This is a genomic window from Pseudazoarcus sp. NS36 (genome assembly GCF_059703705.1).
In genome coordinates this window covers 152,763-174,453 of sequence record NZ_BAAKJA010000005.1, presented here as the reverse complement: position 1 = coordinate 174,453, position 21,691 = coordinate 152,763, and the positions used below count along the sequence as shown (strand labels likewise).

The following is a 21,691-nucleotide window of genomic DNA, read 5'->3' as shown; positions in this document are numbered from 1 at the left end:
CTGCACTAGCGCGCCGGATCGAGCCGCAGGATGCGGCCATTGGTTTCGTCCAGCACATAGAGCCGTCCGTCCGGCCCCTCGCGCACGTCGCGGATACGAAAACCCGGCTGCTCAAGCATGCGGTGTTCCGCCACCACGCGATTCCCGTCCATTTCCAGTCTCACCAGCATCTGGCCACTCAGGGCCCCGATGAACAGATCGTTCTTCCACTCCGGATACGTCTTACCCGTGTGGAAGGCCATGCCGGACGGCGCGATCGACGTCGGCACCCAGTAGTGCACCGGCGACTCGACTCCCTCTCGTTCGGTCGCCTCGCCAAAAGGCAGTCGAGTGACATAGTTGCGCCCGTAGGTCACGTCCGGCCAGCCGTAGTTCGCACCCGCCTTGCCGATATTCAGCTCATCCCCGCCGCGCGGGCCATGCTCGTGTGTCCACAGCACCCCGCTCTCCGGGTGCACTGCGGCGCCCTGCACGTTGCGATGCCCGTAAGACCAGATTTCCGGCAGGGCTCCGCGCTGCCCGACGAAGGGGTTGTCTCGCGGCACCGAGCCATCCGGCATTACCCGGACGATCTTGCCCAGATGGCTGTCCAGGGCCTGGGAGCGCTCGCGCTGCGTGTTGCGGTCACCCAGGGTGATGAACAGCGAGCCGTCCGGAGCAAACACCAGACGCGAGCCGAAGTGGTGTCCGCCACCGGGATCATCACGCTGTGCAAACACCGCACGCACGTCTTCCAGACGCAGGGCATCGGCATTCAGGCGCGCGCTGGCCACCGCCGTGCGCGCACCACTCTGTGTCGGCTCGGCATAACTGAAGAAGATGCGACCGTCCCTGGCAAAGTCCGGGCCGAGCACGACATCCAGCAAACCACCCTGCCCTTGCGCGTGAACCTTCGGCACGCCTTCGAGCGGCGCCGACACCACGCCCTGTTTGCTCACCAGATGCATGCGACCGGCGCGCTCGGTGATGAGCATGCGCCCGTCGGGCAGGAAGGCGAGTGACCACGGCGTCTGCAGGCCGCTGGCGACTTCAACGACGCGCACGCTGTCCGCTGCCTGGGCGGCGAAGACCATGCACAGAGAAAGCACGCACAGGATGCGGGCACAGAATGACGAGCGGGTTGATGCGATCATGCGTTCTCCTGGTTCGCGACAGTGTCGCCGAGTGGTATGCGACTTTCCCCAAGGGGGCTCGGTTCCCGGCAAGGTCCGGCGGATGGGTTGCAGCAACGCAACAACCTGCACCGTTTGCTCGAAATGAAAGGCACTCCGGGATTGCGCATAAGGTTACGGAATGTTTTCGGGCTACACTCGCAGCTGCCCCGGAGCCTGCGCCGCCGCAGGACGTCTGAACCAAGAACGTCAATTTGAACGGAGTCATCTCATGGCCAAACTGACCGCCCCTCGCGGGCTCGATTCCCGATCCGGATTTGTCGGCACACTGCCGTCGCTTTCGGCAACGGCGCTGGGTGCGCTGATTGTCTTCGGTGGAGCACTCGCGAGCGCACCTGCGCAGTCGGCAGAAGAGCGCGCCCATGCCAGCTTCCAGGTTGCGCAGAACACCGCGGCCCAGCCGGGGCTGGCCTTCAACATCGCCGCGTCCGTCGCAGCCATGGAAGAGCGCAACCGCGAGCTGGAGAGCGAAGTCGAACGCCTGCGTAACGAGCTGGCCGATGCGCAGCGCCAGCTCAATGCCCGTTCGCAGGACTCCCAGAGCGAGATCGAGCGCCTGAAAACGCAACTCGCGGACCGTGAATCCGAGATGGCCAACGCCCGCGCGGCCGTCGAAACCGCCAAGCAGGACGTGGCGGCCGCCCGCGCAGATCTTGCCATCCGCAACCAGAGCATCGTGCAGATCGACGAGGCGCTGACCAAGACGCGTACGACGCTCGCCGAACGTGACCGCCGTGTCGCGGAGCTCGAAGCTCAGCTCAAAAGCACGCGTACGGAGCTGGACGCTGCGCAGGCAAATCTCGCCAAGGCCAACACCGAGCTGGAAGGCCGACGCAAGGTCATGGCCGATCTCGAGCGCGACCTGAGCGCCACGCGAACGGAACGCGACAAGCTGCAAACCGAGCTGGCCACGCGCACCAAGGCCCTCGAGGCCGAACTGGCTGCACGCAGTCAGGCCCTCCAGACCAGCGAGGAGTCACTCAAGGCAAGCCGTGCCGAAGTCACCGCGCGTGAGCAACGCGTTACAGAGCTGCAGACGGCGCTGACCACCAGCCAGAGCGAGCTCGCCAGCAACACGCAACGCGCCGACAAGGCGGAACAGGATCTCGAAACCCTGCGCGCCGAGGTCGCCGAGCGCGAACGCATCCGCACCGAGCAGGAACGCCAGGTGCGCATCGTCCAGACCCTGCCCCCGCCGCCGCCCGAGAAACCGTTCCCGGTGCTGCGTCACGAACTGTATGAAGAAATGCGGGCAGCACTGGGCAACGGCTCCGGCGCCGACTCGATCGACCAGCGTTTCATCATGCCGGCCGACGGCTTGTTCGAACGCGGCTCCGACCTGTTCAGCGAGACCGGGCTGCGCAACATGCGACGCATCGCCGAGGCGCTCAAGACCGCCGTGCCCAAGTTTCCGGGTTCGGTCGACTGGATTCTGCGTGTAGACGCGCACGTTGACGACCAAAGTGCGCTCAACACCCGCTTCACCAGCAAACAGGAGCTGACCACCGCACGTGCGCAGGCTATTGTCGGCTTCTTCGTCGACCAGGGCATCCCGGCCGACCGCCTTACCGGTACCGGCTATGCCGACAACCATCCGATCGACTCGCGCAGCGGCTCGGATGCCCAGCAACGTAATCGCCGCGTTGAACTGAGACTGGCCGAACGCTGAACGAACCCGCACGCAGCATGCAATCGGGGCGCCGCGGCGCCCCGATTTTTTTGTGGTTCTATACTGGGGGCTCCTTTCATTTTCTGGGAGCTCATCCATGTCGGCACACGTCTACAAACTCGTCGAACTCGTCGGCTCATCGAGCGTGGGAGTCGATGACGCCATCCGCAACGCGGTTGAAACCGCCTCGAAGTCGATCCGTCACATGGACTGGTTCGAGACCTCCGAGATTCGCGGACACATTACCGACGGCAAGATCGCACACTGGCAGGTCAAGCTGAAGATCGGCTTCCGCGTCGAGAGCTGAGCGTTCAAGCCGGATTGGGCCGTGCCGCCGTCAACAACGGCGCACGGACTCGGCGTGCCCTCCGGCTGCTGACGATCTGCCGCGACAACACGAACATCGGCACCAGCCCCACGGCCACGATGGTCAGCGCGGCGGTAGAAGCCTCGGCCAGTCGTTCGTCCGCGGCCAGCGTATGTGCCTGGGTCGCCAGCGTATCGAAGTTGAAGGGGCGCATCACCAGGGTGGCCGGCAGCTCTTTCATGACGTCCACAAAGACCAGCAAACCCGCCGTCAGCAAGCTGCCGCGCAGCATCGGCACATGCACCCGCCACAACGTGGCGAGCCGCCCGTAACCGAGAATGCGCGAGGCGTCATCCATGTTGGGCGTGATCTTGCCCAGGCTCGCGTCAACGGTCTGCAGCGCGACGGACAGGAAGCGCGCGAGATAGGCATACACCAGCGCCGCAATGCCGCCGGTGAGCAGCAACCCCGGATTGACACCGAACAGGTCCAGCCAGGTTTCGGACAGGAAATTGTCGACCCGGGTGACGGGAATCAGCACCCCCACCGCAATCACCGAACCCGGCACGGCATAGCCCAGCGCAACAATCCGGTTGCCTGCACGCGGCACGTTGGAACGCGACAGGCGCGCGGCATACGCCAGCAGCACCGCCAGACCGACCGCAATCAGCGCCGCCACCGAGGCCAGCACGAAACTGTTGCGGGCCAGCGCCACAAAGCGCGGCCCGAACTGTGCGTCCCCTTCGCTTAGCGCCATCTCCAGCAGCAGCCCGCCCGGCAACAGGAAGCCGAAGAACAAGGGCAGGAAGCACAGCACGGCGACGCCCCAACCTGCTGCCCCCTGCAGCCGGCTGCGCATCGGCGCGCCGTTCTGGCGTGAAGTGTTGTTGAAACGCGCCCGCCCGCGGCTGGCGTGTTCGAGCACCAGTACCAGAATCACGAAGCCCAGCAGCAGCGCGGCCAGCTGCGCCGCCGCGGCACGGTCACCGAACGAGAACCAGGCCCGATAGATGCCGGTGGTGAAGGTCTGCACCCCGAAATACGACACCGTGCCGTAGTCGGCCAGGGTTTCCATCAAGGCCAGCGCAGTGCCTGCGACGATGGCCGGACGTGCGAGCGGCAGCGAGACCTGAAAGAAGCAGCGCCACGGCCCCAGCCCGAGCGAGCGTCCCGCTTCAAGCATGCCCGAGGCGCGTTCAAGAAAGGCCGTGCGTGCGAGCAGATAGACGTAGGGATAAAGCACAAAGAAAAACATCACCGCCGCGCCACCGGTCGAGCGAATCGGCGGGAACCAGTAGTCTGCGGCGCGCCAGCCGAACCACTCGCGCAGGGCGGTCTGCACCGGACCGACAAACTGCAGGAAATCGGTGTAGGCGTAGGCCATGACGTAGGCCGGCATGGCCAGCGGCAGGATCAGCGCCCACTCGAAGATGCGCCGGCCGGGGAACTCGAACATGCTCGTGAACCAGGCGCAGAGGATGCCGATGCTGGCCACGCCCAGCCCGACCACGACGCACAGCACGATGGTGTTGCGGATGAACTCGGGCAGCACCGTGGAGGCCAGATGCGACCAGATCTCGGAGGTGCCGCCAACGAGTACGTTGGAGAACACCGAGAGCACAGGCATGGCGATGAGCGCCGTGACCAGCAGCGCAGTCCAGGTGAGCGGAGATCTGTCGGGGAGAAAGCGCGCTACGGAATTCCTGCGGTGCATCGACAGTCCGTTATGAGGTGACCGGCAGAAGAGCCTGCACGGTATGTGGTTTCAAAATTATAATTGATCGCATTCTCGATCCCAACACGCCTGCACCCAGACGGTGCGGCCCGACCAGGCAGCGCGCATGTCCCACCTCGAACTTCAGTCCGTCGAACTCGCCTACGACACCGTGCCGGTGGTGCGACGCCTGTCCATGCGGCTCGCCGAAGGCAGCATCGGTTGCCTGCTGGGGCCTTCCGGTTGCGGCAAGACCACAGTATTGCGCTGCATCGCCGGCTTCGAACGCGTCGACTCGGGTGAGATCCGCCTCGACGGCCAGATCGTCAGCAGCACCGGCGTTCATCTGCCGCCTGAACAGCGCCGCATCGGCATGGTGTTTCAGGACTACGCGCTGTTCCCGCACCTGACCGTGGCGCAGAACATCGGTTTCGGTCTGCGTGGCATGGACACCGCTGCGCGCGACGCGCGCGTTGCCGAAATGCTGGCGGTGATCGGTCTGCGCAACGAAGGCGAACGCTACCCGCACGAACTCTCCGGCGGGCAGCAGCAGCGCGTCGCGCTGGCCCGCGCACTGGCGCCCAGCCCCGCCCTGCTCCTGCTCGACGAGCCTTTCTCCAACCTCGACGTGGACCTGCGCGAGCGTCTCTCGCTGGAGGTGCGCGACATCATCAAGGCCACCGGCATCACCGCCATCATGGTCACGCACGACCAGAACGAGGCTTTTGCGGTGGCCGACGAGATCGGCATCATGCACGAGGGACGCATCCAGCAATGGGATACGCCGTACAACCTGTATCACCGCCCGTGCAACCGCTTCGTCGCGGACTTCATCGGCCAGGGCGTACTGTTGGCCGGCGAAGTCGTGGACGATCATCATGTGCGCACCGATCTGGGCCTGCTCGCCAGCGCGATTCCGACCGAATGCCGCATCAATCCGGCCAATGGTGAGCGCCAGTGCAATGTCGAAGTGCTGCTGCGCCCCGATGATGTCGTGCATGACGACGACAGCACGCTGCAGGCCAAGGTCCTGAAGAAGGCCTTTCGCGGCGCCGACATCCTGTACACGCTGGAGCTCGACAGCGGTACACGCGTGCTTTCGCTGGTGCCGAGTCACCACAACCATGCACTGGGCGAACACATCGGTATCCGGCTCGACGCAGAGCACGTAGTGACCTTCCACAGGGACGCCGACATCGCGGCCCACGCCCAGCCCTTCAACGCGCTGCAGAGCTGCACCACGGAATGATCCCCTGGCTGGCCGGAGAACCTGCGTTTCCGCCGGTCGAAGCGGCCCTGGACGACCCGCCCGGCTTGCTTGCTGCAGGCGGGGCACTGAGCCCCGAGTGGCTGCTGGCGGCTTACCGGCGTGGCATCTTCCCCTGGTACAGCGAAGGCCAGCCGATCCTATGGTGGAGTCCTGACCCGCGACTGGTGCTGCTGCCGTCAGAGATCCGCATCTCACGCTCGCTGGGCAAGGTACTGCGCCGCGGACGCTTCGATATCCGGCTCGACACCGCTTTCGCCGATGTCATCCGCGCCTGCGCCGGTCCTCGTCCGGGGGCTCCCGGCACCTGGATCACACCCGAGATGCAGGACGCCTACATGCATATGCATGAACTGGGCTACGCCCACAGCGTCGAAGCCTGGGAAGGTCAAAACCTTGTCGGCGGCCTGTACGGAATGGCGATTGGCCGGGTGTTCTTTGGTGAATCCATGTTCAGCCGCGCCACGGATGCATCCAAAGCCTGCCTGGTACATCTTGCGCGCCATCTTGAATCGCTGAAATTCGGCGTGATAGATTGCCAGATGACGACGGCCCATCTTGTATCCCTCGGGGGACGCGAGATTCCGCGTGCGGCGTTCTGCCGGCAGATCGAACTGCACGCGGATAACGGGCCTCCCCCGGGACGCTGGCCAGCCGACGCTGCCGCCGGGTTTTTCAAGGGATAGCTTCAGACGCATGCAGAAGGATTATCCGTACGCCCTGATCCAGTTCTACGCCACGGCGCCCTACGCGTGCTCCTATCTGCCCGATCGCGTGGCCCGCTCGCAGGTCGCGACTCCGGGCCATCTGATCGACACCCCCATCTACAGCGAACTGGTGCGCAACGGCTTTCGCCGCAGCGGCGTGTTCACCTATCGTCCGCACTGCGACAACTGCCGCGCCTGCGTGCCGGTGCGGGTTCCGGTAGGCCTGTTCAGCCCGGACCGCTCACAGCGCCGGGCACTCAAACGCCATTGCACGCTGACCACGGTCGAGCACAGCCTGCAGTTCAATGAAGAGCACTACGACCTGTACCAGCGCTACCAAGCCGCACGACATGCCGGTGGCGGCATGGATCAGGACAATCGCGAGCAGTACACGCAGTTCCTGCTGCAAAGCCACATCGACACCCATCTCGTGGAGTTCCGCGAGGACGGCGCACTGCGCATGGTGTGTGTGATCGACCGCCTGATCGACGGACTTTCGGGCGTCTACACCTTCTATGATCCCGATGTTCCCAACGCGAGCTACGGAACCTATGGCATCCTCTGGCAGATTGAAGCCTGCCGCAGACTCGATTTGCCCTACCTCTACCTCGGCTACTGGATTCGCGAGAGCCCCAAGATGACTTACAAGAGCCGCTTCCGCCCCCTCGAAGGGCGTGTCGACGGCTACTGGGTCTCGCTCGACGATCTGCCCGCCGATTGACCCGACCGGGCCGCCCCATGCGGCCTGCAGACAAGACCCACACATGTGCTACTCGCTCGCCCGTCCCCTGCTCTTCGCGCTTGACCCTGAAACGGCCCACGATTTCACGATGAAGTCGCTGCGCATTGCCGGTCGCGTACTGCCGACCGCCGTGGTGCCGGACGAATCTGCGGTAAGTGTCATGGGCATCCGTTTTCCGAACCGTATCGGCCTGGCGGCCGGGCTCGACAAGAACGGCTCGGCCATCGACGGATTGGCGCGGCTCGGATTCGGCTTTATCGAGATCGGCACCATCACGCCCCGCCCGCAGCCAGGCAATCCGAAACCACGCATGTTCCGGGTGGTTTCGGCTCGCGGCATCATCAACCGCATGGGCTTCAACAATGACGGCGTCGACGCGCTGATCGAGAATGTGCGCAGTTCGCGTTACACCGGCGTGCTCGGCATCAACATCGGCAAGAACTTCGACACGCCAATCGAGAACGCTGCCGACGACTATCTGGCCTGTCTCGACAAGGTCTATGCGCAGGCCAGCTACGTGACGGTGAACATCTCCTCCCCCAACACCCAGAACCTGCGCCAACTGCAGGGTGCCGGCGAACTCGATGAGCTGCTCGGCAAACTCAAGTCTCGCCAGCAGCAGCTGACCGACGGCCACGGCCGCTACGTCCCATTGGCCCTGAAGATCGCGCCGGACCTCGAGCGCGACCAGATCCGCGTCATTGCCGATGCCTTGCGCCGTCACCGCATCGACGCGGTGATCGCCACCAACACCACGATTGCACGCGAGCGCGTGCTGGGTCTGCCGCACGCCAATGAACAGGGAGGCCTGTCCGGCGCGCCGGTGTTCGAGGCCTCCACCGAAGTCGTGCGGCAGCTGTCCAACATGCTGGCCGGCGAGGTTCCCATCATTGCCGCCGGCGGGGTGATGAGCGGCGACGATGCGCGCGCCAAGCTCGATGCAGGCGCACAGTTGGTGCAGCTCTACAGCGGGCTGGTGTATCGTGGCCCGGCGCTGGTCGGTGAATGCGTTCGACGCACCTCCGACATCACCGATTCAGCCACGCTGGAAGGCGCCTGATCCTTCCTGCGTGACGCTCCTGCGGTCTCCGGCCGCGGCCGAACGGGCCACAACGGAATATTCCTATAACCGCGACAGGGTTGAGTGCCTAATTCCGTCGCGGGATAATCCGCCCAGTTTCCGGCCCACACCATGACCAGCTATTTCTTCCTCATTGTCGGCGCAGTCCTCGTGAATAACGTGGTTCTCGTGCGCATGCTCGGGCTGTGCCCCTTCATGGGGGTCTCCAAGAAGCTCGAAACCGCCATCGGCATGGGGGCGGCGACGACCTTCGTGTTGACCCTGGGCGCAGGCAGCGGCTATCTGATCGACCGCTACCTGCTAGCGCCGAACGACCTGTCGTATCTGCGCACGCTGTGCTTCATCGTCGTCATCGCCGCCATCGTGCAGCTCACCGAACTGGCCATCGAAAAAACCAGTCCGTTGCTGCACCGCGTGCTGGGCATCTACCTGCCGCTGATCACCACCAACTGTGCGGTGCTCGGCGTGCCCTTGCTCAATGCCGGCATGTCGCACAACTTCCTCGAATCGCTGCTGTTCGGCTTCGGCTCCTCGGTCGGTTTCACGCTGGCGCTGGTGCTGTTTGCCGGCATCCGCGAGCGTCTGGACGGCGCCGACGTGCCGCTGCCGTTTCGCGGCACGGCCATTGCCATGATCACGGCCGGCCTGATGAGTCTTGCCTTCATGGGCTTTGCCGGCCTGGACCGTTTCCAGTGAGGGCCGCGCGATGCTGACCGCCCTCCTCGTGATGACCGGACTCGCCGTCGTGATTGGTGCGGCATTGGGCTGGGCCTCGATCCGCTTCAAGGTCGAGGGTGACCCGCTGGTCGACCAGATCGACGCCATCCTGCCGCAGACGCAGTGCGGCCAGTGCGGCTACCCCGGCTGCCGGCCTTACGCCACGGCGATTGCCAACGGCGATGCCGACATCAATCAATGCCCGCCGGGCGGCGAGGAAGGCATCCGTCACCTCGCCGACCTGTTGGGGCGCGAGTTCAAGGCGCTGGACGAAACCCACGGTGTCGAAAAGCCCAAGTCCGTCGCCGTCATCGACGAACAGACCTGCATCGGCTGCACGCTGTGCATCCAGGCCTGCCCAGTGGATGCCATCGTCGGCGCAGCCAAGCAGATGCACACCGTGGTCGATCCGCTGTGCACGGGTTGCGAACTGTGCGTGGCGCCCTGCCCGGTTGATTGCATCACCATGGAACCCATCGCCGAGACGGTAGAGACCTGGAAATGGCGTTACCCGGTGTTCAAGCTGGAGAAGGCAGCGTGATCTCCAAGCTGTTCGACTTTCGCGGCGGGGTCAAGCCCGACACCCACAAGAACGAATCGGCTTCCGCACCGATTGCACAGGCACCGCTGCCGGCGCGTCTGATCGTGCCGCTGCGCCACAACACCCGCGCCATCGCGCGTTGCATCGTCGAAGCGGGTCAGAAAGTGCTCAAGGGACAACGCATCGGCGAGGCCGAAGGCGTACTCGGCACGGCCGTGCATGCGCCAACGTCAGGGACCGTAATCGAAGTCACCGATCACGTCATGCCGCATCCGTCGGGCCTGCCTACCGGCTGCGTCGTCATCGAGCCCGACGGTGAAGAACGCTGGGGCGAGCGCAAGCCGCTGGATTTCGCCGCCTGTGGCTGTGGCGATCGCCAGGCCGTACTCGACCACCTGCGCGATTCGGGCATTGTCGGCATGGGCGGCGCGGCCTTTCCCAGCCACATCAAGGTCGGCACCGAACGGCTCGTCAAGACGCTGGTACTGAACGGCGCCGAATGTGAGCCGTGGATCACGTCTGACGACCGTCTGATGCGCGAGCGTGCCCCGACCATCCTGCGCGGCGCCGAGATCCTGCGTCAGCTTGTCGGCGCCGAGCGCATCCTGGTCGGCATTGAAGACAACAAGCCCGAGGCCATCGCCGCCATGCGCGAAGCGGCGGCCACGCTCGACCCCGCGCCGTCCGTGGTGCCGGTACCGACGCTGTACCCGGCCGGTGGCGAGAAACAGCTGATTCGCGTACTCACCGGCATCGAGATCCCTCACGGCAAACTCGGCAGCGAGTTCGGCGTGCAGTGCTTCAACGTCGGCACCGCAGAGGCCGTGCATCGCGCCTTCGATCTGGGCGAGCCGCTGATCTCGCGCGTGGTCACGCTCACCGGCAACGTCGAACATCCGGGCAACTGGGAAGTGCCAATCGGCACTCCGGTCGAAGACCTGCTTCCGCTGACCGGCCCCAAGGCCGGTACCGACCGCTACATCCTCGGCGGCCCGATGATGGGCTTTGCCATGCCCGATCTGTCGGTGCCGGTGGTCAAGGGCACGAACTGCATCATCGCCGCCTCGCCGGCGCTGTTTCCGCCTCCTGAGCCGGAACAGCCCTGCATCCGCTGTGGTGCCTGCGCCGAGGCCTGCCCTGCGGACCTGCAGCCCTTCGAGCTGTACTGGTTCTCGCGCTCGCGCAATTTCGGCAAGGCGCAGGAGTACCACCTCTTCGATTGCATCGAGTGTGGTTGCTGCGCCTATGTGTGTCCCTCGCACATTCCGCTGGTCGATTACTACCGCTTCGCCAAGAGCGAGATCTGGGCGCGCGAGCGTGACAACCGCGCCGCAGACCAGGCTCGTGATCGTTTCGAGTTCCGCAACTACCGCCAGGAACGCGAGAAGGCCGAAAAGGCCGCCAAGCTTGCGGCCAAGGCTGCCGAGACCAAGGCCAAGCTTGCCGCAGGCGCAGATGCGCCCGCCGCCCCGAGCGGCGACGAAGACCCCAAGAAGGCGCTGGTGGCCGCCGCCCTCGCCCGCGCCAAGGCGCAGAAGGCCGAAGTCGAGGCACGCAATACCGAAAATCTGCCCACCGAAACTGCCGCCGAGGTTGCCGAGATCGATGCACGTCGCAAGGCCGCCGGCATTGAACCTGAACCGGCGGAAGCCCCCGCCGAAGCCGTCGCCGCTCCCGCACCCGACAGTGATGAAGCGAAAAAGGCCCGCATTGCCGCTGCGCTGGAAAAAGCCGCACAGCGCAAGGCCGCACGGGAGCAGGAAGAACAATGATTCATTCCCCCTACATTCGCAGCAATGTCAGCGTTCAGCGCGTAATGGCCAAGGTGCTGCTGGCACTGGTGCCCGGCGTGGCGATCTACGTCTGGCAGATCGGCGCCGGTATTCTGGTCAATCTGGCCATTGCCAGCATCGTTGCTGTGGCAGCGGAAGCGGCCGTGCTCAAGCTGCGCAAGCGCCCCCTGCTGCCGGCGGTGATGGATCTTTCGGCGGTGGTCACGGCCTGGCTGATGGTCCTGTGTTTTCCGCCCATCGTGCCGTGGTGGATGACGGTGATGAGCGCGCTGATCGCCATCGCTGCCGTCAAGCACCTGTATGGTGGCCTGGGACAGAACCCGTTCAATCCGGCGATGGTCTCGTATTGCGTGATGATCGTGGCCTACCCGTCGCTGATGTCGCAGTGGCCCCCGGCCGGCAGTCTGGGCTTTTCCGAACAGCTCGCACTGATCCTCGGCGGCGCCCGTGATCTGGACGCCATCACCGGCGCCACGGTGCTCGACAGCCTGCGCACCGGCCTGCGCGTGGCGGATGCCACGGTGGCCGGCGTGATGCAGCGCGAGGCCTTCGGCCTGTTCGGCGGGCAAGGCTGGGAGTGGATCGGCCTGGGCTACCTGGCCGGCGGATTGTGGCTGCTGCAGCAACGCATCATCAGCTGGCACATGCCGGCGGCCTTTCTCGCGACGCTGGCGCTCATCGCCGCCGCCTTCTGGGCAGTCGACCCGACCCGCTTTGCCGACCCGCTGTTCCATCTGGCCAGCGGCGGCGCGCTGCTGGCGGCCTTCTTCATCGTCACCGATCCGGTTTCGGGTGCGACCACGCCGCGCGGCAAGCTGATCTTCGCCGCCGGCATTGCAATCATTGCCTACCTGATCCGTGGCTTCGGGGCCTTCCCGGAAGGCATCGCCTTCGGTGTGCTGTTGATGAACATGTGCGTACCGCTGATCGACATGAAAACCCAGCCCGCCGTATTCGGTCACAAGGGAGGCGGCAAGTGAGCCAGGATCCGCGCTACAGCGCCACCCGCACGGCAATCCGCACGGCCGGCATCATGTTGCTGTTCACGATCGCCTTCACGGCCATGATGTCGCTGACCTACAAGGCCACCGCGCCGACCATCGCGGCCTCGCAACAAGCCGAGAAGATGCGTCTGATCGATGAGATCCTGCCCCGCGCGAGCTACGACAACGATCTGCTGGCCGACTTCGTGAACCTGGGACCGGAGCCGACGCTGGGCCTGGAACGCGGCGGCATGGTGTGGCGCGCACGCAAGTCCGGGGAGCCGGTTGCCGTTGTCGTGGAGGCCGTTGCGCCGGACGGCTACGCCGGGCGTATCCAGCTTGCGGTGGCGGTCACTGCAGACGGCCGCGTGTCCGGCGTACGCGTGACCGCGCATGGCGAGACTCCCGGACTTGGCGACTACATTGACCCGAAGAAGGACCGCAAGCGTGAGCAGCCCTGGATCTCGCAATTCACCGACAAGGGTGTCGACGAGGTGCCGCTGGAGCGCTGGAAGGTCGGACGCGACGGCGGCGACTTCGATTACCGCATCGGCGCCACGATCAGCGCCCGCGCCGTAACGGACGCCACCGGCCGCGCGCTGGCTTGGGTGATGTCCAACCGCGAACGCCTGTTCAACGCCCCGGCCGGCAGTACGCTCTGAGCAAGGAGACCGAAATGGACTGGCAACGATTCCGTGAAACGAGCCACAACGGGCTGTGGAAACAGAACCCGGGCTTGGTGCAATTGCTCGGCTTGTGCCCGATCCTGGCCGTGAGCACCACCATGGTGAACGCCGTCAGTCTCGGCTTGGCGACCGTGCTGGTCATGGCTGTAGCCAACCTTGCGATTGCCTCCCTGCGCAACTTCATCCCCTATGAAATCCGTATCCCGGTGTTCATTCTGGTCATCGCCGCACTGGTGACGGTCGTCGATCTGTCCTTCAACGCCTGGTTCCACGAGCTCTATCTGGTGCTCGGCATCTTCATCCCGCTGATCGTCACCAACTGCATCGTGCTGGCGCGCGTGGAAGCCTATGCCGCGAAGAACGATGCCATCTCCTCGACCATCGACGGCATCATGATGGGCCTCGGGCTGGTATGGGTGCTCGCCGTGCTCGGCGGGACGCGCGAGTTGCTGGGTACCGGCACGCTGTTCTCCGGCATCGACATGATCATTCCGTCGCTGTCACACATCAATGTGTTCGGCGAGGACTACACGGGTTTCCTGGTCACCATCCTGCCGCCCGGCGCCTTCTTCACGCTGGGTTGCCTGATCGCGCTGTTCAACTGGATCAACGCGCGCTCCGCCGCGCGCCGGCCGAAGCCGGCTCCGACGGTGCGCAACGAGGACGACGCCGAGGCGCCCGAGCCCGCCGCGAGCTGATGAAGCGCGACGCAATCCGCGAGTTCTTCCGCCGCCTGGCCGCGGCCAACCCGAACCCGACCACAGAGCTTGAATACGGGTCGCCCTTCCAGCTGCTGGTGGCCGTGGTGTTGTCGGCACAGGCCACCGACCGCAGCGTCAACATCTGCACGCGCAAGCTGTTCGCACTGGCGCCGGCGCCTGAGGACATCCTGACACTCGGCGAGGAAGGCGTCGCCGAATGTATTCGCACCATCGGCCTGTTCCGCAACAAGGCCAAGAACACCGTCGCACTGTCGCGACTGCTGCTCGAACGTCACGGCGGCGAGGTACCGAATGACCGCGAGGCACTTGAAGCCTTGCCCGGCGTCGGCCGCAAGACCGCCAACGTGGTGCTCAACACCGTCTTCGGCGATCCGGTGATGGCGGTCGACACCCATATCTTCCGGCTCTCCAACCGCACCGGACTGGCGCCCGGCAAGGACGTGCGCGCGGTGGAAGACGCACTGATGCGCCGCATCCCCAAGGACTACCTGAAAGATGCCCACCACTGGCTGATCCTGCACGGGCGCTACGTGTGCACCGCCCGCAAACCATCCTGCAGCGTCTGTATCGTGCGCGACCTGTGCGACTTCCGCGACAAGGTGGATTAGGTTTTTTCTTTTGCCCAGGCTCAGGACCAGGACCATGCCAACGTCACTCGTTCCGGGGTAGCATGCGCACTCAGTCCATCTCTGCGGGAGCCCGCGCATGACCACCTGGATCGTCCTCGCCCTCATCGTCGCGCTGATCGTCTATGTCATCGCGATCTACAACGGGCTCGTTGCGCTGCGCAATCGCGTGCGCAATGCCTTTTCGCAGATCGACGTGCAGTTGCAGCGTCGCTACGACCTGATTCCGAACCTGGTCGAAACCGCCAAGACCTACATGAAGCACGAGCGCGAAACGCTCGAAGCCGTAATCCAGGCGCGCAACGCTGCCAAGGCCGCGGCCAGCAATGCCGAAGCCGACCCGTCTGACGGCGGGGCAATGCGCACGCTGATCGGTGCTGAAAGCGTGCTCGGTGGCGCACTCGGCCGCTTCTTCGCGCTGGCCGAAGCCTATCCTGACCTCAAGGCCAATGAGAACATGGCCCTGCTGCAGGAAGAGCTCGCCAGTACTGAAAACCGCATCGCTTTCGCGCGCCAGGCCTACAACGACTCGGTGATGTCCTACAACATCAAGCGCGAGTCCTTCCCGGACGGCATCATCGCCAACAGTTTCGGCTTCCGTCACGCCCAACAATGGCAGATGGACAAGATCGAGGCGCGTGAGAACGTGCAGGTCAACTTCGGCTCCTGACCGCCGTGGATTTCTTTTCGGCCCAGGATCACGCCCGGCGCAGTTCGCGCTGGCTGTTGCTGTGGTTTGCGCTGGCGGTGATCGGCATCATCGCCAGCGTGTACGTCACCACTGCACTGACCCTGCACTACTTCACCAACGATCCGTTCAACCCCGGCTCGCCGTGGAACGTCGAGCTGTTCGTCGTGGTGTTGCTCGGTGTCGGCGGGCTGATCGCGGGCGGTTCGGCCTACAAGATCGCGGTGCTGGCCCGAAGCGGCGGCGCACGTATTGCCGAAGAGCTGGGGGGGCGGCTGGTGGAACGCTCCACCACCCATCCGCTGGAGCGCCGCCTGGTCAACGTCGTCGAGGAAATGGCCATTGCTTCCGGCATTCCGGCACCGCCGGTTTACGTGCTGGACGCCGAGGCCGGCATCAATGCCTTTGCGGCCGGCGCAACTCCCAGCGAAGCCGTGGTAGCCGTCACTCGCGGCACCCTCGAACAGCTCTCCCGCGATGAGCTGCAAGGCGTGATCGCGCACGAATTCAGCCACATCCTGAATGGCGACATGCGCCTCAATCTGCGGCTGGTCGGCGTGCTGCACGGAATCCTGCTGCTCACGCTGGCCGGGCGCACGCTGATGCGTGGCGCGCGCGGCGGCGGACGCAACGGCGGCGCTTTTGCCGTCGGCGGTCTGGTGCTGGTCATTGCCGGCTACATCGGCACCCTGTGCGGCAAGGTCATCAAAGCCGGCGTGTCGCGCCAGCGCGAGTTCCTCGCAGACGCCTCGGCCGTGCAGTTCACACGCAATCCTTCCGGCATTGCCGGAGCCTTGGCGCGCATCGCAGACATCGGTTCCGGCGTCGAGCATCCGCGCGCGGAGGAAGCCAGCCACATGTTCTTCGGAACCGGCGCGCACTTCTCCAAGGTACTTGCAACCCACCCGCCCATTGACGAGCGCATCCGGCGCATTGACCCGGTGTTCCACACGCGCAAACGCATCCAGGACAGGAAGGCCAGCAACACAAGCACGCTGCCAGAAGGTGTCTCGGGTCTGAGTGCCGAAACCGTCGGCGCCAGCGTAGGCTCGGTCAGCCCACAGGATGTCAGCGCCGGTAGCGCGCTGATCGCGGGCCTGCCCGATGGACTGATGGACACGCTGCACACCCCTCAAGGGGCCCGCGCAACCATGTTCGCGCTGCTGCTGTCGCGACAGGACGAGATCCGGCGGAAACAACTGGCGGAAATCAGCGAGCGACTGGGTGAAGAATCCGGCCAGCACTGCGAGCGTGTGGCCCGTATGCTGGCGCAGATGCCGGCCGGCGAGCGTCTACCTTTGCTCGATCTTGCCTTGCCGGCGCTGCGAGAATTGCGCCCACCCGACCGGGCAATCGTGCTCAAGCTGGCCGATGCACTGATTCACGCCGATGGACGTACCTCTGCATTCGAGTATGTCGCCCGCAGACTGCTGAAAGCTGCATTACTGCCGCGCGAAAGCTTCCGCCGCGAATCCTCGCCAAGCCCGGCCGCACTGCGTGACGGCGCTCATACGTTGCTCGCTTTGCTGGCACGGGCCGGACATGCCGATGAGGAGAATGCGCGCGCGGCTTTCAATGCGGCCAGTGCACTGACGCCCTTTGACGGCCGTGCAGACTTCGACGACCAGCCCTCGCGTTTTCCCATCGAAGAACTCGATCGTGTGCTGGGGGCACTGTCGTCCACCCAACCCGTTTTTCGCCGCAAGCTGGTCGAGGCCTGCGCAGCAGCGGTGCTGTACGACGGGCACGTTACGGCCACCGAGCTCGAGCTGCTGCGCGCGACCTGCCAAGCGCTCGACTGTCCGCTCCCGCTGCTGCTTGGCACGCAGCAAGCGTGAAAACGCCGCACCCGCCTTGCGGCGAGGTGCGGCGCATGTCTGTCTGGCCGGGTTTCAGCGCTTCAGGCGCAGACCGCTTTGGGAACCGTAATACGCAGCCAGATCCTTCATGTCCTGCTTGCTCAGATTGGCCACTTGCCCCGTCATGATCGGGTCTTCACGGTTGCCGAGCTTGTAGTCGAGCAAGGCGCGGTAGAGATACTCCGGAATCTGCCCCCCGATGTTCGGGAAGGCCGGAGCCAGGCTGGTACCGGTGGGGCCGTGACAGGCCGCACACGTTGTGGAAAGGGTCTTGCCGCGCTCGGCGTCGCCGGCATGGGCAGGAATCGAAATGGCGAACACCAGGGCCGCCAGGCAGGAAACTTTGCCGAAAGCCTTCATCGTCTCACTTCTCCGGTTGGGCATAGTAGGCCGCAAGATCGGCCATGTCCTGATCGCTCAGACTGCGAGCGATCGCCACCATGCTGGGATGCTTGCGCGTACCGTCGCGGTAGGCCTGCAGGGCCTTGACGATGTACTCGGCGTGCTGTCCGCCCAGCAGCGGCACCGGATAGACTTCCGGATATGCCGTGCGGTAACCCGGAATGCCATGACAGCCCTGACACATCGAGAGCTTGTCCTTTGCGGCCTCCGGACTGCCTTCGGTCGCGACGGCCGAACCACACGCCAGCGCCAACCCCACGGCAATCAATATACGTTTCCCCACCATACGATCTCCCTCTGTTGTGGATTGATTCTTATTGGTGCCCTGCTCTTGCTCTCTCTCTTTCTAACCCCCTGATGCGTCAGGATGATACGTCGCGGGCAAGACCGTATGCAAACGATTGTTGCCTGCATTCCACACCCATGGCCGATTTGCGGAAATGCCACGAGAAGCGTCCGGAAGCCTCCGTTTGCACCGGATTGAAACTCGTTGCGAACACTGTTTGTATACACTGACTATTCACTCTGAGCGGCGGCGATAGCGCATGTTCAAAAGCCTGTTCGACTGGTTTCGACGAGCTCCTGCGCCGGCCGTGAGCAAGGGGATTGACGATCTGAACCGTCATGCCCCCTTGCGGGACACGAGCCCATCCGGGGCCTCCAGACTGGAAGCGGTGTCCTCCACCCTGCTGTGCCGCGAAGCCTTGCTCGGGCGCGACCAGCGCATTGCCGGCTATCGATTCATGTTGCGCGAGAGCACGCGCAACCGCATCCGGCGCAGCAGCCGCATCGTGCACCACGTCTATGCCGAGGTACTTACCGGCAGCCTGTTGCAGGCTGAAGTGCCGCGACTGCTCGGGCATCGCAGTGCGGTGGTCGAGTTGCCCGACTCTTTTCTCGCGCACGAGAGCGTTCGACGTCTGTCCCCACGCAATACGGTGCTCGCGCTCGAACGCATCGCCGGCGAACCACTGCCCGACGCCGCCACCCTGCTGCCGCAGATCCGGTCATTGCGCGGCGCCGGTTTCCGGATCGCACTGCATGCCCGTCGAGCAGATGACATCCCCGCGCACCTGCTCGACGCCATTGACCTGATCATCACTGACAGCGCCGGCTGCGACCCCGAAAGCGTGCGCACGATGTTCAGTTCCCTGCGGCAGCAAGGCCGCTCGATCGAGGTGCTGGCTCTCAACCTCGACAGCCTCGACGATTTCCATTTCTTCCACTCGCTTGGCGCGAACTGGTTTCACGGCCCTTTCATTACACGACGTGAGGAATGGGCCGCGCGCGATCTCGATGTGGACGTCGCCAACGCCCGGCCGCTGCTGGAGGCCTTGCGCACCGACGATGACAACCTGCGCATCGTCACCCTTCTCAAGCGCAATGCCGCCATCGCCTTGCGCATGCTGCGCTACGCCAATTCGGCCGCGGGCGGTCTCCCGCGCGAAGTGCATTCCATAGAAGAGGCCCTGCATCTGGTCGGGCGCAAGCGGCTGACACGCTGGGTGATGATGGCCGTGTTCTCGGGCTGCAAGCCAGACGGCCGCTCGCACGCCGCAATGGAGTCCGCTCTGGTGCGGGCGCGCATGATGGAACTGCTCGGCGAGGCTGCCGGGCAAGATGGCGAAACGCTGTTTCTGGTGGGTCTGCTGTCCCTGGTCGATGTCGTCTTGCAGGCCGACATGCAGGGAGCCCTGGACGCACTGGCTGTGCCCGACGACATTCGCAGCGCAGTGCTTGAGGACAGCGGTCCGCACGCCTGCCTGCTGGATCTGGCGATTGCGTGGGAACAGGGCGACACCGAACGCATCGGCAAGCTCGCCAGCACCTGCGAACTGAGCACCGAAAGCGCGGCGGAGGCCTACATGCAGGCGCTGTGGTGGGCCTTGGACGTCAATCCCTGAGCGTTGCGCTCATTCGGTAAACGGCAAGGGCTGCATGCCGAAGCCCTCATCCATGGCCTTGATCTGGCGCAACAGCATGTCCAGATCGCCCTGCAGCCGGGTGAGATCCTCCTCCGCAAGCATCCGCAGTGCCTCGGGTAACACGCCTCGCGCGGGTGACGGTGCGGCGGCAAGGAGATCACTGCCCTTGTCGGTCAGGTACAGCCGCACCACGCGCTGATCTGCAGCCGTGCGCTCCTTGCGCACCAGGCCATCGGTTTCCAGCCGATCAATCATGTTCGACGCCGTCGACTGGTGCAACGCCATCAGATTGGCCAGCTCGCCCACGCGCAAGCCTGCCTTCTCGGACAGTTCCTGCAAGGCCCACAGCTGCGCACCGGTGATCCCGCTCTGTCGCTCGATCCACTGAGAGTGGCGTTGCGCGGTACGGATCAGCACACGAAACCGCTGCAACACCGACAGTGGCGAAACGATCACCGGCGTCGCGGAAATCGACGAGGCGCTTGAGGATGCGCTTTTGCGTGGCATGAATGACACTCCGAAGGCTGGACCGGGCAGGAAATGCCGCAGCTGCATTGCGCCCTGCGGCATTCCGCGTATCGTAACGTTTAAGCCGCACGTCCGCATCGTCGCCAGCCGCCGGAACACGTTTCCCGATGAAACAGCTTCGCATCACCTCGACCCGCGCGTGGCGCCACTTCAGGCGCGGCGGATTGCGTTATGCGATGCCCTGGCTGTCACTGCACCGCTGGCGGCAACGCCTGCTGCTGGTTTTCGGAGCACTGTTTGCCGGCCTGATCTGCATTCTTTTTGCCATTGGCGCCGAGCTGGCCATCGCGATTCATCGCGAGGTCATGGATGACCGGCCATGGCTCACCCTGATCGTCGCACCGGCCGGCTTCGCGCTGCTGGTATGGATCGCACGCACCTTCATTCCCGGCACGCTGGGCAGCGGCATCCCGCAGGCCATTGCTGCCTCGCTCACCGACAACCGCGGCATCCGCCGCAAGCTGCTGTCCGTCCGTATCGCCATCGCCAAGGTCTTCCTAACGCTGGGCGCCCTGTTGTGCGGCGCCTCGGTCGGCCGCGAGGGGCCATCCGTGCAGATCGGCGCATCGATCATGCATGCCTTGTACGGACGCCGACGCAAGAACCGCATCGCGTCGAGCCGGGACCTGATCGTGGCCGGCAGTGGTGCGGGCGTAGCCGCGGCATTCAACACCCCGCTCGGCGGCATCATGTTCGCCATCGAGGAGATGTGTCGCTACCGCGCCTTCCAGGCCAACAACACCACGCTGACCAGTGTGATCTTTGCCGGTCTGATGTCGCTCGCCGTGCTGGGTGGCTACACCTACTTCGGCTCCACACCGGCCACACTGCAATGGCCCGCCGGCATCTGGCCGATCATCCTGTGCGGCGCCTTTGGCGGTCTGTTCGGCGGCCTGTTCAGTCGCGTCCTGATTGCTTCCTCGCGCGGCCTGCCGGGAAAGCTGGGTGAGTTCGCTGCAAGTCGTCCGGTTCTGTTCGCAGCCGGCTGCGGTCTGGCCACGGCGCTGGTCGGCCTGTCCACCGGCGGACTGACCTACGGCACCGGCTACGACGAGACCAAGAACGCCCTCGAAGGCAGCACGCCGCTGCCGATGTACTTCCTGCTGGCCAAGATGTTCGTCATCTGGCTGGTCTTTGTCAGCCGCATTCCGGGCGGCATCTTCGCACCGGCCGTTGCGGTCGGCGCAGGCCTGGGCGCCAACGTGGCGTGGTTCCTGCCGCCGGAACAGGCATCGGCCATTCTCGCGCTCGGCATGGTGGCCTTTCTGTCCGCCATGACGCAGACGCCGATCACCTCTTTCGTGATCGTCATGGAGATGACCGACAACCACCATATGTTGCTGCCCTTGATGGCGACCTCGGTGATTGCACACGCCATCGCGCGCACCGTCTCGCCGGTGCCGCTTTATCAGGCACTGGCCTATCCGCTTCTGCGCCGGACCGAAGCCGAGGTCAGGCGCGAGCACGCGCCACCGCCCACGCCGCCCCCATCGGAGACACCGTCCGAAGGGCCACCCGAAGCGTCGGACGCTTCGGAGCCACGTAAATAAAAAAGGCCGCGT

22 protein-coding genes are annotated in these 21,691 nt (G+C 64.6%); 17 read left to right on the top strand and 5 right to left on the bottom strand.

Annotation, left to right across the window (positions count from 1 at the left end):
- Nucleotides 1-5 precede the first annotated feature (5 nt).
- Complete coding sequence (locus AC6H0R_RS09545; protein WP_497581272.1) at nt 6-1,073, bottom strand: PQQ-dependent sugar dehydrogenase; 1,068 nt, start codon at nt 1,071-1,073, stop codon at nt 6-8.
- Between the two features lie 310 nt (nt 1,074-1,383).
- On the opposite strand from AC6H0R_RS09545, the gene AC6H0R_RS09540 reads away from it, so the two are divergent.
- Together AC6H0R_RS09540 and AC6H0R_RS09535 are read left to right on the top strand one after the other, a co-directional pair.
- Nucleotides 1,384-2,841, top strand: coding sequence for an OmpA family protein (locus AC6H0R_RS09540; RefSeq protein WP_497581133.1), 1,458 nt, complete (start codon nt 1,384-1,386; stop codon nt 2,839-2,841).
- Between the two features lie 97 nt (nt 2,842-2,938).
- On the top strand, nt 2,939-3,148 hold the full coding sequence (locus tag AC6H0R_RS09535) for a dodecin (protein ID WP_497581132.1): 210 nt from the start codon (nt 2,939-2,941) through the stop codon (nt 3,146-3,148).
- 4 nt (nt 3,149-3,152) lie between these two features.
- On the opposite strand, the gene AC6H0R_RS09530 is transcribed toward AC6H0R_RS09535, so the two are convergent.
- Complete coding sequence (locus AC6H0R_RS09530; protein ID WP_497581131.1) at nt 3,153-4,862, bottom strand: ABC transporter permease; 1,710 nt, start codon at nt 4,860-4,862, stop codon at nt 3,153-3,155.
- 127 nt (nt 4,863-4,989) lie between these two features.
- Between AC6H0R_RS09530 and AC6H0R_RS09525 the strand changes: the two genes are divergently transcribed.
- The 13 genes from AC6H0R_RS09525 to AC6H0R_RS09465 all read left to right on the top strand — a co-directional run bounded on the left by AC6H0R_RS09525 (nt 4,990) and on the right by AC6H0R_RS09465 (nt 17,253).
- A complete protein-coding gene (locus tag AC6H0R_RS09525) occupies nt 4,990-6,111 on the top strand; it encodes an ABC transporter ATP-binding protein (protein WP_497581130.1) in 1,122 nt (373 codons plus the stop codon).
- Entirely contained in the window at nt 6,108-6,815 is a 708-nt protein-coding gene (aat, locus tag AC6H0R_RS09520) for a leucyl/phenylalanyl-tRNA--protein transferase (protein ID WP_497581129.1), read from the top strand. Before AC6H0R_RS09525 ends, aat begins: the two co-directional genes overlap by 4 nt.
- 10 nt (nt 6,816-6,825) lie before the next feature.
- Nucleotides 6,826-7,557, top strand: a complete 732-nt coding sequence (locus AC6H0R_RS09515) for an arginyltransferase (protein WP_497581128.1) — start codon at nt 6,826-6,828, stop codon at nt 7,555-7,557.
- A 43-nt stretch (nt 7,558-7,600) separates the two neighbouring features.
- A complete protein-coding gene (locus AC6H0R_RS09510) occupies nt 7,601-8,638 on the top strand; it encodes a quinone-dependent dihydroorotate dehydrogenase (protein ID WP_497581127.1) in 1,038 nt (345 codons plus the stop codon).
- A 132-nt stretch (nt 8,639-8,770) separates the two neighbouring features.
- Nucleotides 8,771-9,355 carry an electron transport complex subunit RsxA gene (gene rsxA, locus AC6H0R_RS09505; RefSeq protein WP_497581126.1) on the top strand — a complete coding sequence of 195 codons (585 nt, stop codon included), beginning with the start codon at nt 8,771-8,773 and terminating at the stop codon, nt 9,353-9,355.
- A gap of 10 nt (nt 9,356-9,365) precedes the next feature.
- Nucleotides 9,366-9,917: an electron transport complex subunit RsxB gene (gene rsxB, locus AC6H0R_RS09500; RefSeq protein ID WP_497581125.1), complete on the top strand. Its 552-nt coding sequence runs from the start codon at nt 9,366-9,368 to the stop codon at nt 9,915-9,917.
- Nucleotides 9,914-11,689 (top strand): electron transport complex subunit RsxC, encoded by a 1,776-nt coding sequence (gene rsxC, locus AC6H0R_RS09495; RefSeq protein WP_497581124.1) that lies wholly within the window; start codon nt 9,914-9,916, stop codon nt 11,687-11,689. Before rsxB ends, rsxC begins: the two co-directional genes overlap by 4 nt.
- On the top strand, nt 11,686-12,690 hold the full coding sequence (locus AC6H0R_RS09490) for an RnfABCDGE type electron transport complex subunit D (RefSeq protein WP_497581123.1): 1,005 nt from the start codon (nt 11,686-11,688) through the stop codon (nt 12,688-12,690). The genes rsxC and AC6H0R_RS09490 overlap by 4 nt, the downstream gene beginning before the upstream one ends.
- Complete coding sequence (locus AC6H0R_RS09485; protein WP_497581122.1) at nt 12,687-13,355, top strand: RnfABCDGE type electron transport complex subunit G; 669 nt, start codon at nt 12,687-12,689, stop codon at nt 13,353-13,355. Before AC6H0R_RS09490 ends, AC6H0R_RS09485 begins: the two co-directional genes overlap by 4 nt.
- Nucleotides 13,356-13,369: 14 nt before the next feature.
- On the top strand, nt 13,370-14,077 hold the full coding sequence (locus AC6H0R_RS09480; protein WP_497581121.1) for an electron transport complex subunit E: 708 nt from the start codon (nt 13,370-13,372) through the stop codon (nt 14,075-14,077).
- The gene (nth, locus tag AC6H0R_RS09475; protein ID WP_497581120.1) at nt 14,077-14,709 is read left to right on the top strand and encodes an endonuclease III; all 633 of its coding nucleotides are present in this window, start codon (nt 14,077-14,079) and stop codon (nt 14,707-14,709) included. Before AC6H0R_RS09480 ends, nth begins: the two co-directional genes overlap by 1 nt.
- A 97-nt stretch (nt 14,710-14,806) precedes the next feature.
- A complete protein-coding gene (locus AC6H0R_RS09470; RefSeq protein WP_497581119.1) occupies nt 14,807-15,397 on the top strand; it encodes a LemA family protein in 591 nt (196 codons plus the stop codon).
- 5 nt (nt 15,398-15,402) lie between these two features.
- The gene (locus AC6H0R_RS09465; protein WP_497581118.1) at nt 15,403-17,253 is read left to right on the top strand and encodes a M48 family metalloprotease; all 1,851 of its coding nucleotides are present in this window, start codon (nt 15,403-15,405) and stop codon (nt 17,251-17,253) included.
- 54 nt (nt 17,254-17,307) lie between these two features.
- On the opposite strand, the gene AC6H0R_RS09460 is transcribed toward AC6H0R_RS09465, so the two are convergent.
- Nucleotides 17,308-17,634, bottom strand: coding sequence for a c-type cytochrome (locus AC6H0R_RS09460; RefSeq protein WP_497581117.1), 327 nt, complete (start codon nt 17,632-17,634; stop codon nt 17,308-17,310).
- 4 nt (nt 17,635-17,638) lie between these two features.
- Complete coding sequence (locus AC6H0R_RS09455; protein WP_497581116.1) at nt 17,639-17,962, bottom strand: c-type cytochrome; 324 nt, start codon at nt 17,960-17,962, stop codon at nt 17,639-17,641.
- Between the two features lie 307 nt (nt 17,963-18,269).
- On the opposite strand from AC6H0R_RS09455, the gene AC6H0R_RS09450 reads away from it, so the two are divergent.
- Nucleotides 18,270-19,580, top strand: a complete 1,311-nt coding sequence (locus AC6H0R_RS09450) for an EAL and HDOD domain-containing protein (RefSeq protein WP_497581115.1) — start codon at nt 18,270-18,272, stop codon at nt 19,578-19,580.
- Between the two features lie 9 nt (nt 19,581-19,589).
- Here the strand turns inward: AC6H0R_RS09450 and AC6H0R_RS09445 are convergent, their stop codons facing one another.
- Entirely contained in the window at nt 19,590-20,108 is a 519-nt protein-coding gene (locus AC6H0R_RS09445) for a MarR family winged helix-turn-helix transcriptional regulator (protein WP_497581114.1), read from the bottom strand.
- A 128-nt stretch (nt 20,109-20,236) separates the two neighbouring features.
- Between AC6H0R_RS09445 and AC6H0R_RS09440 the strand changes: the two genes are divergently transcribed.
- Nucleotides 20,237-21,679: a chloride channel protein gene (locus AC6H0R_RS09440; protein WP_497581113.1), complete on the top strand. Its 1,443-nt coding sequence runs from the start codon at nt 20,237-20,239 to the stop codon at nt 21,677-21,679.
- Nucleotides 21,680-21,691 lie beyond the last annotated feature (12 nt).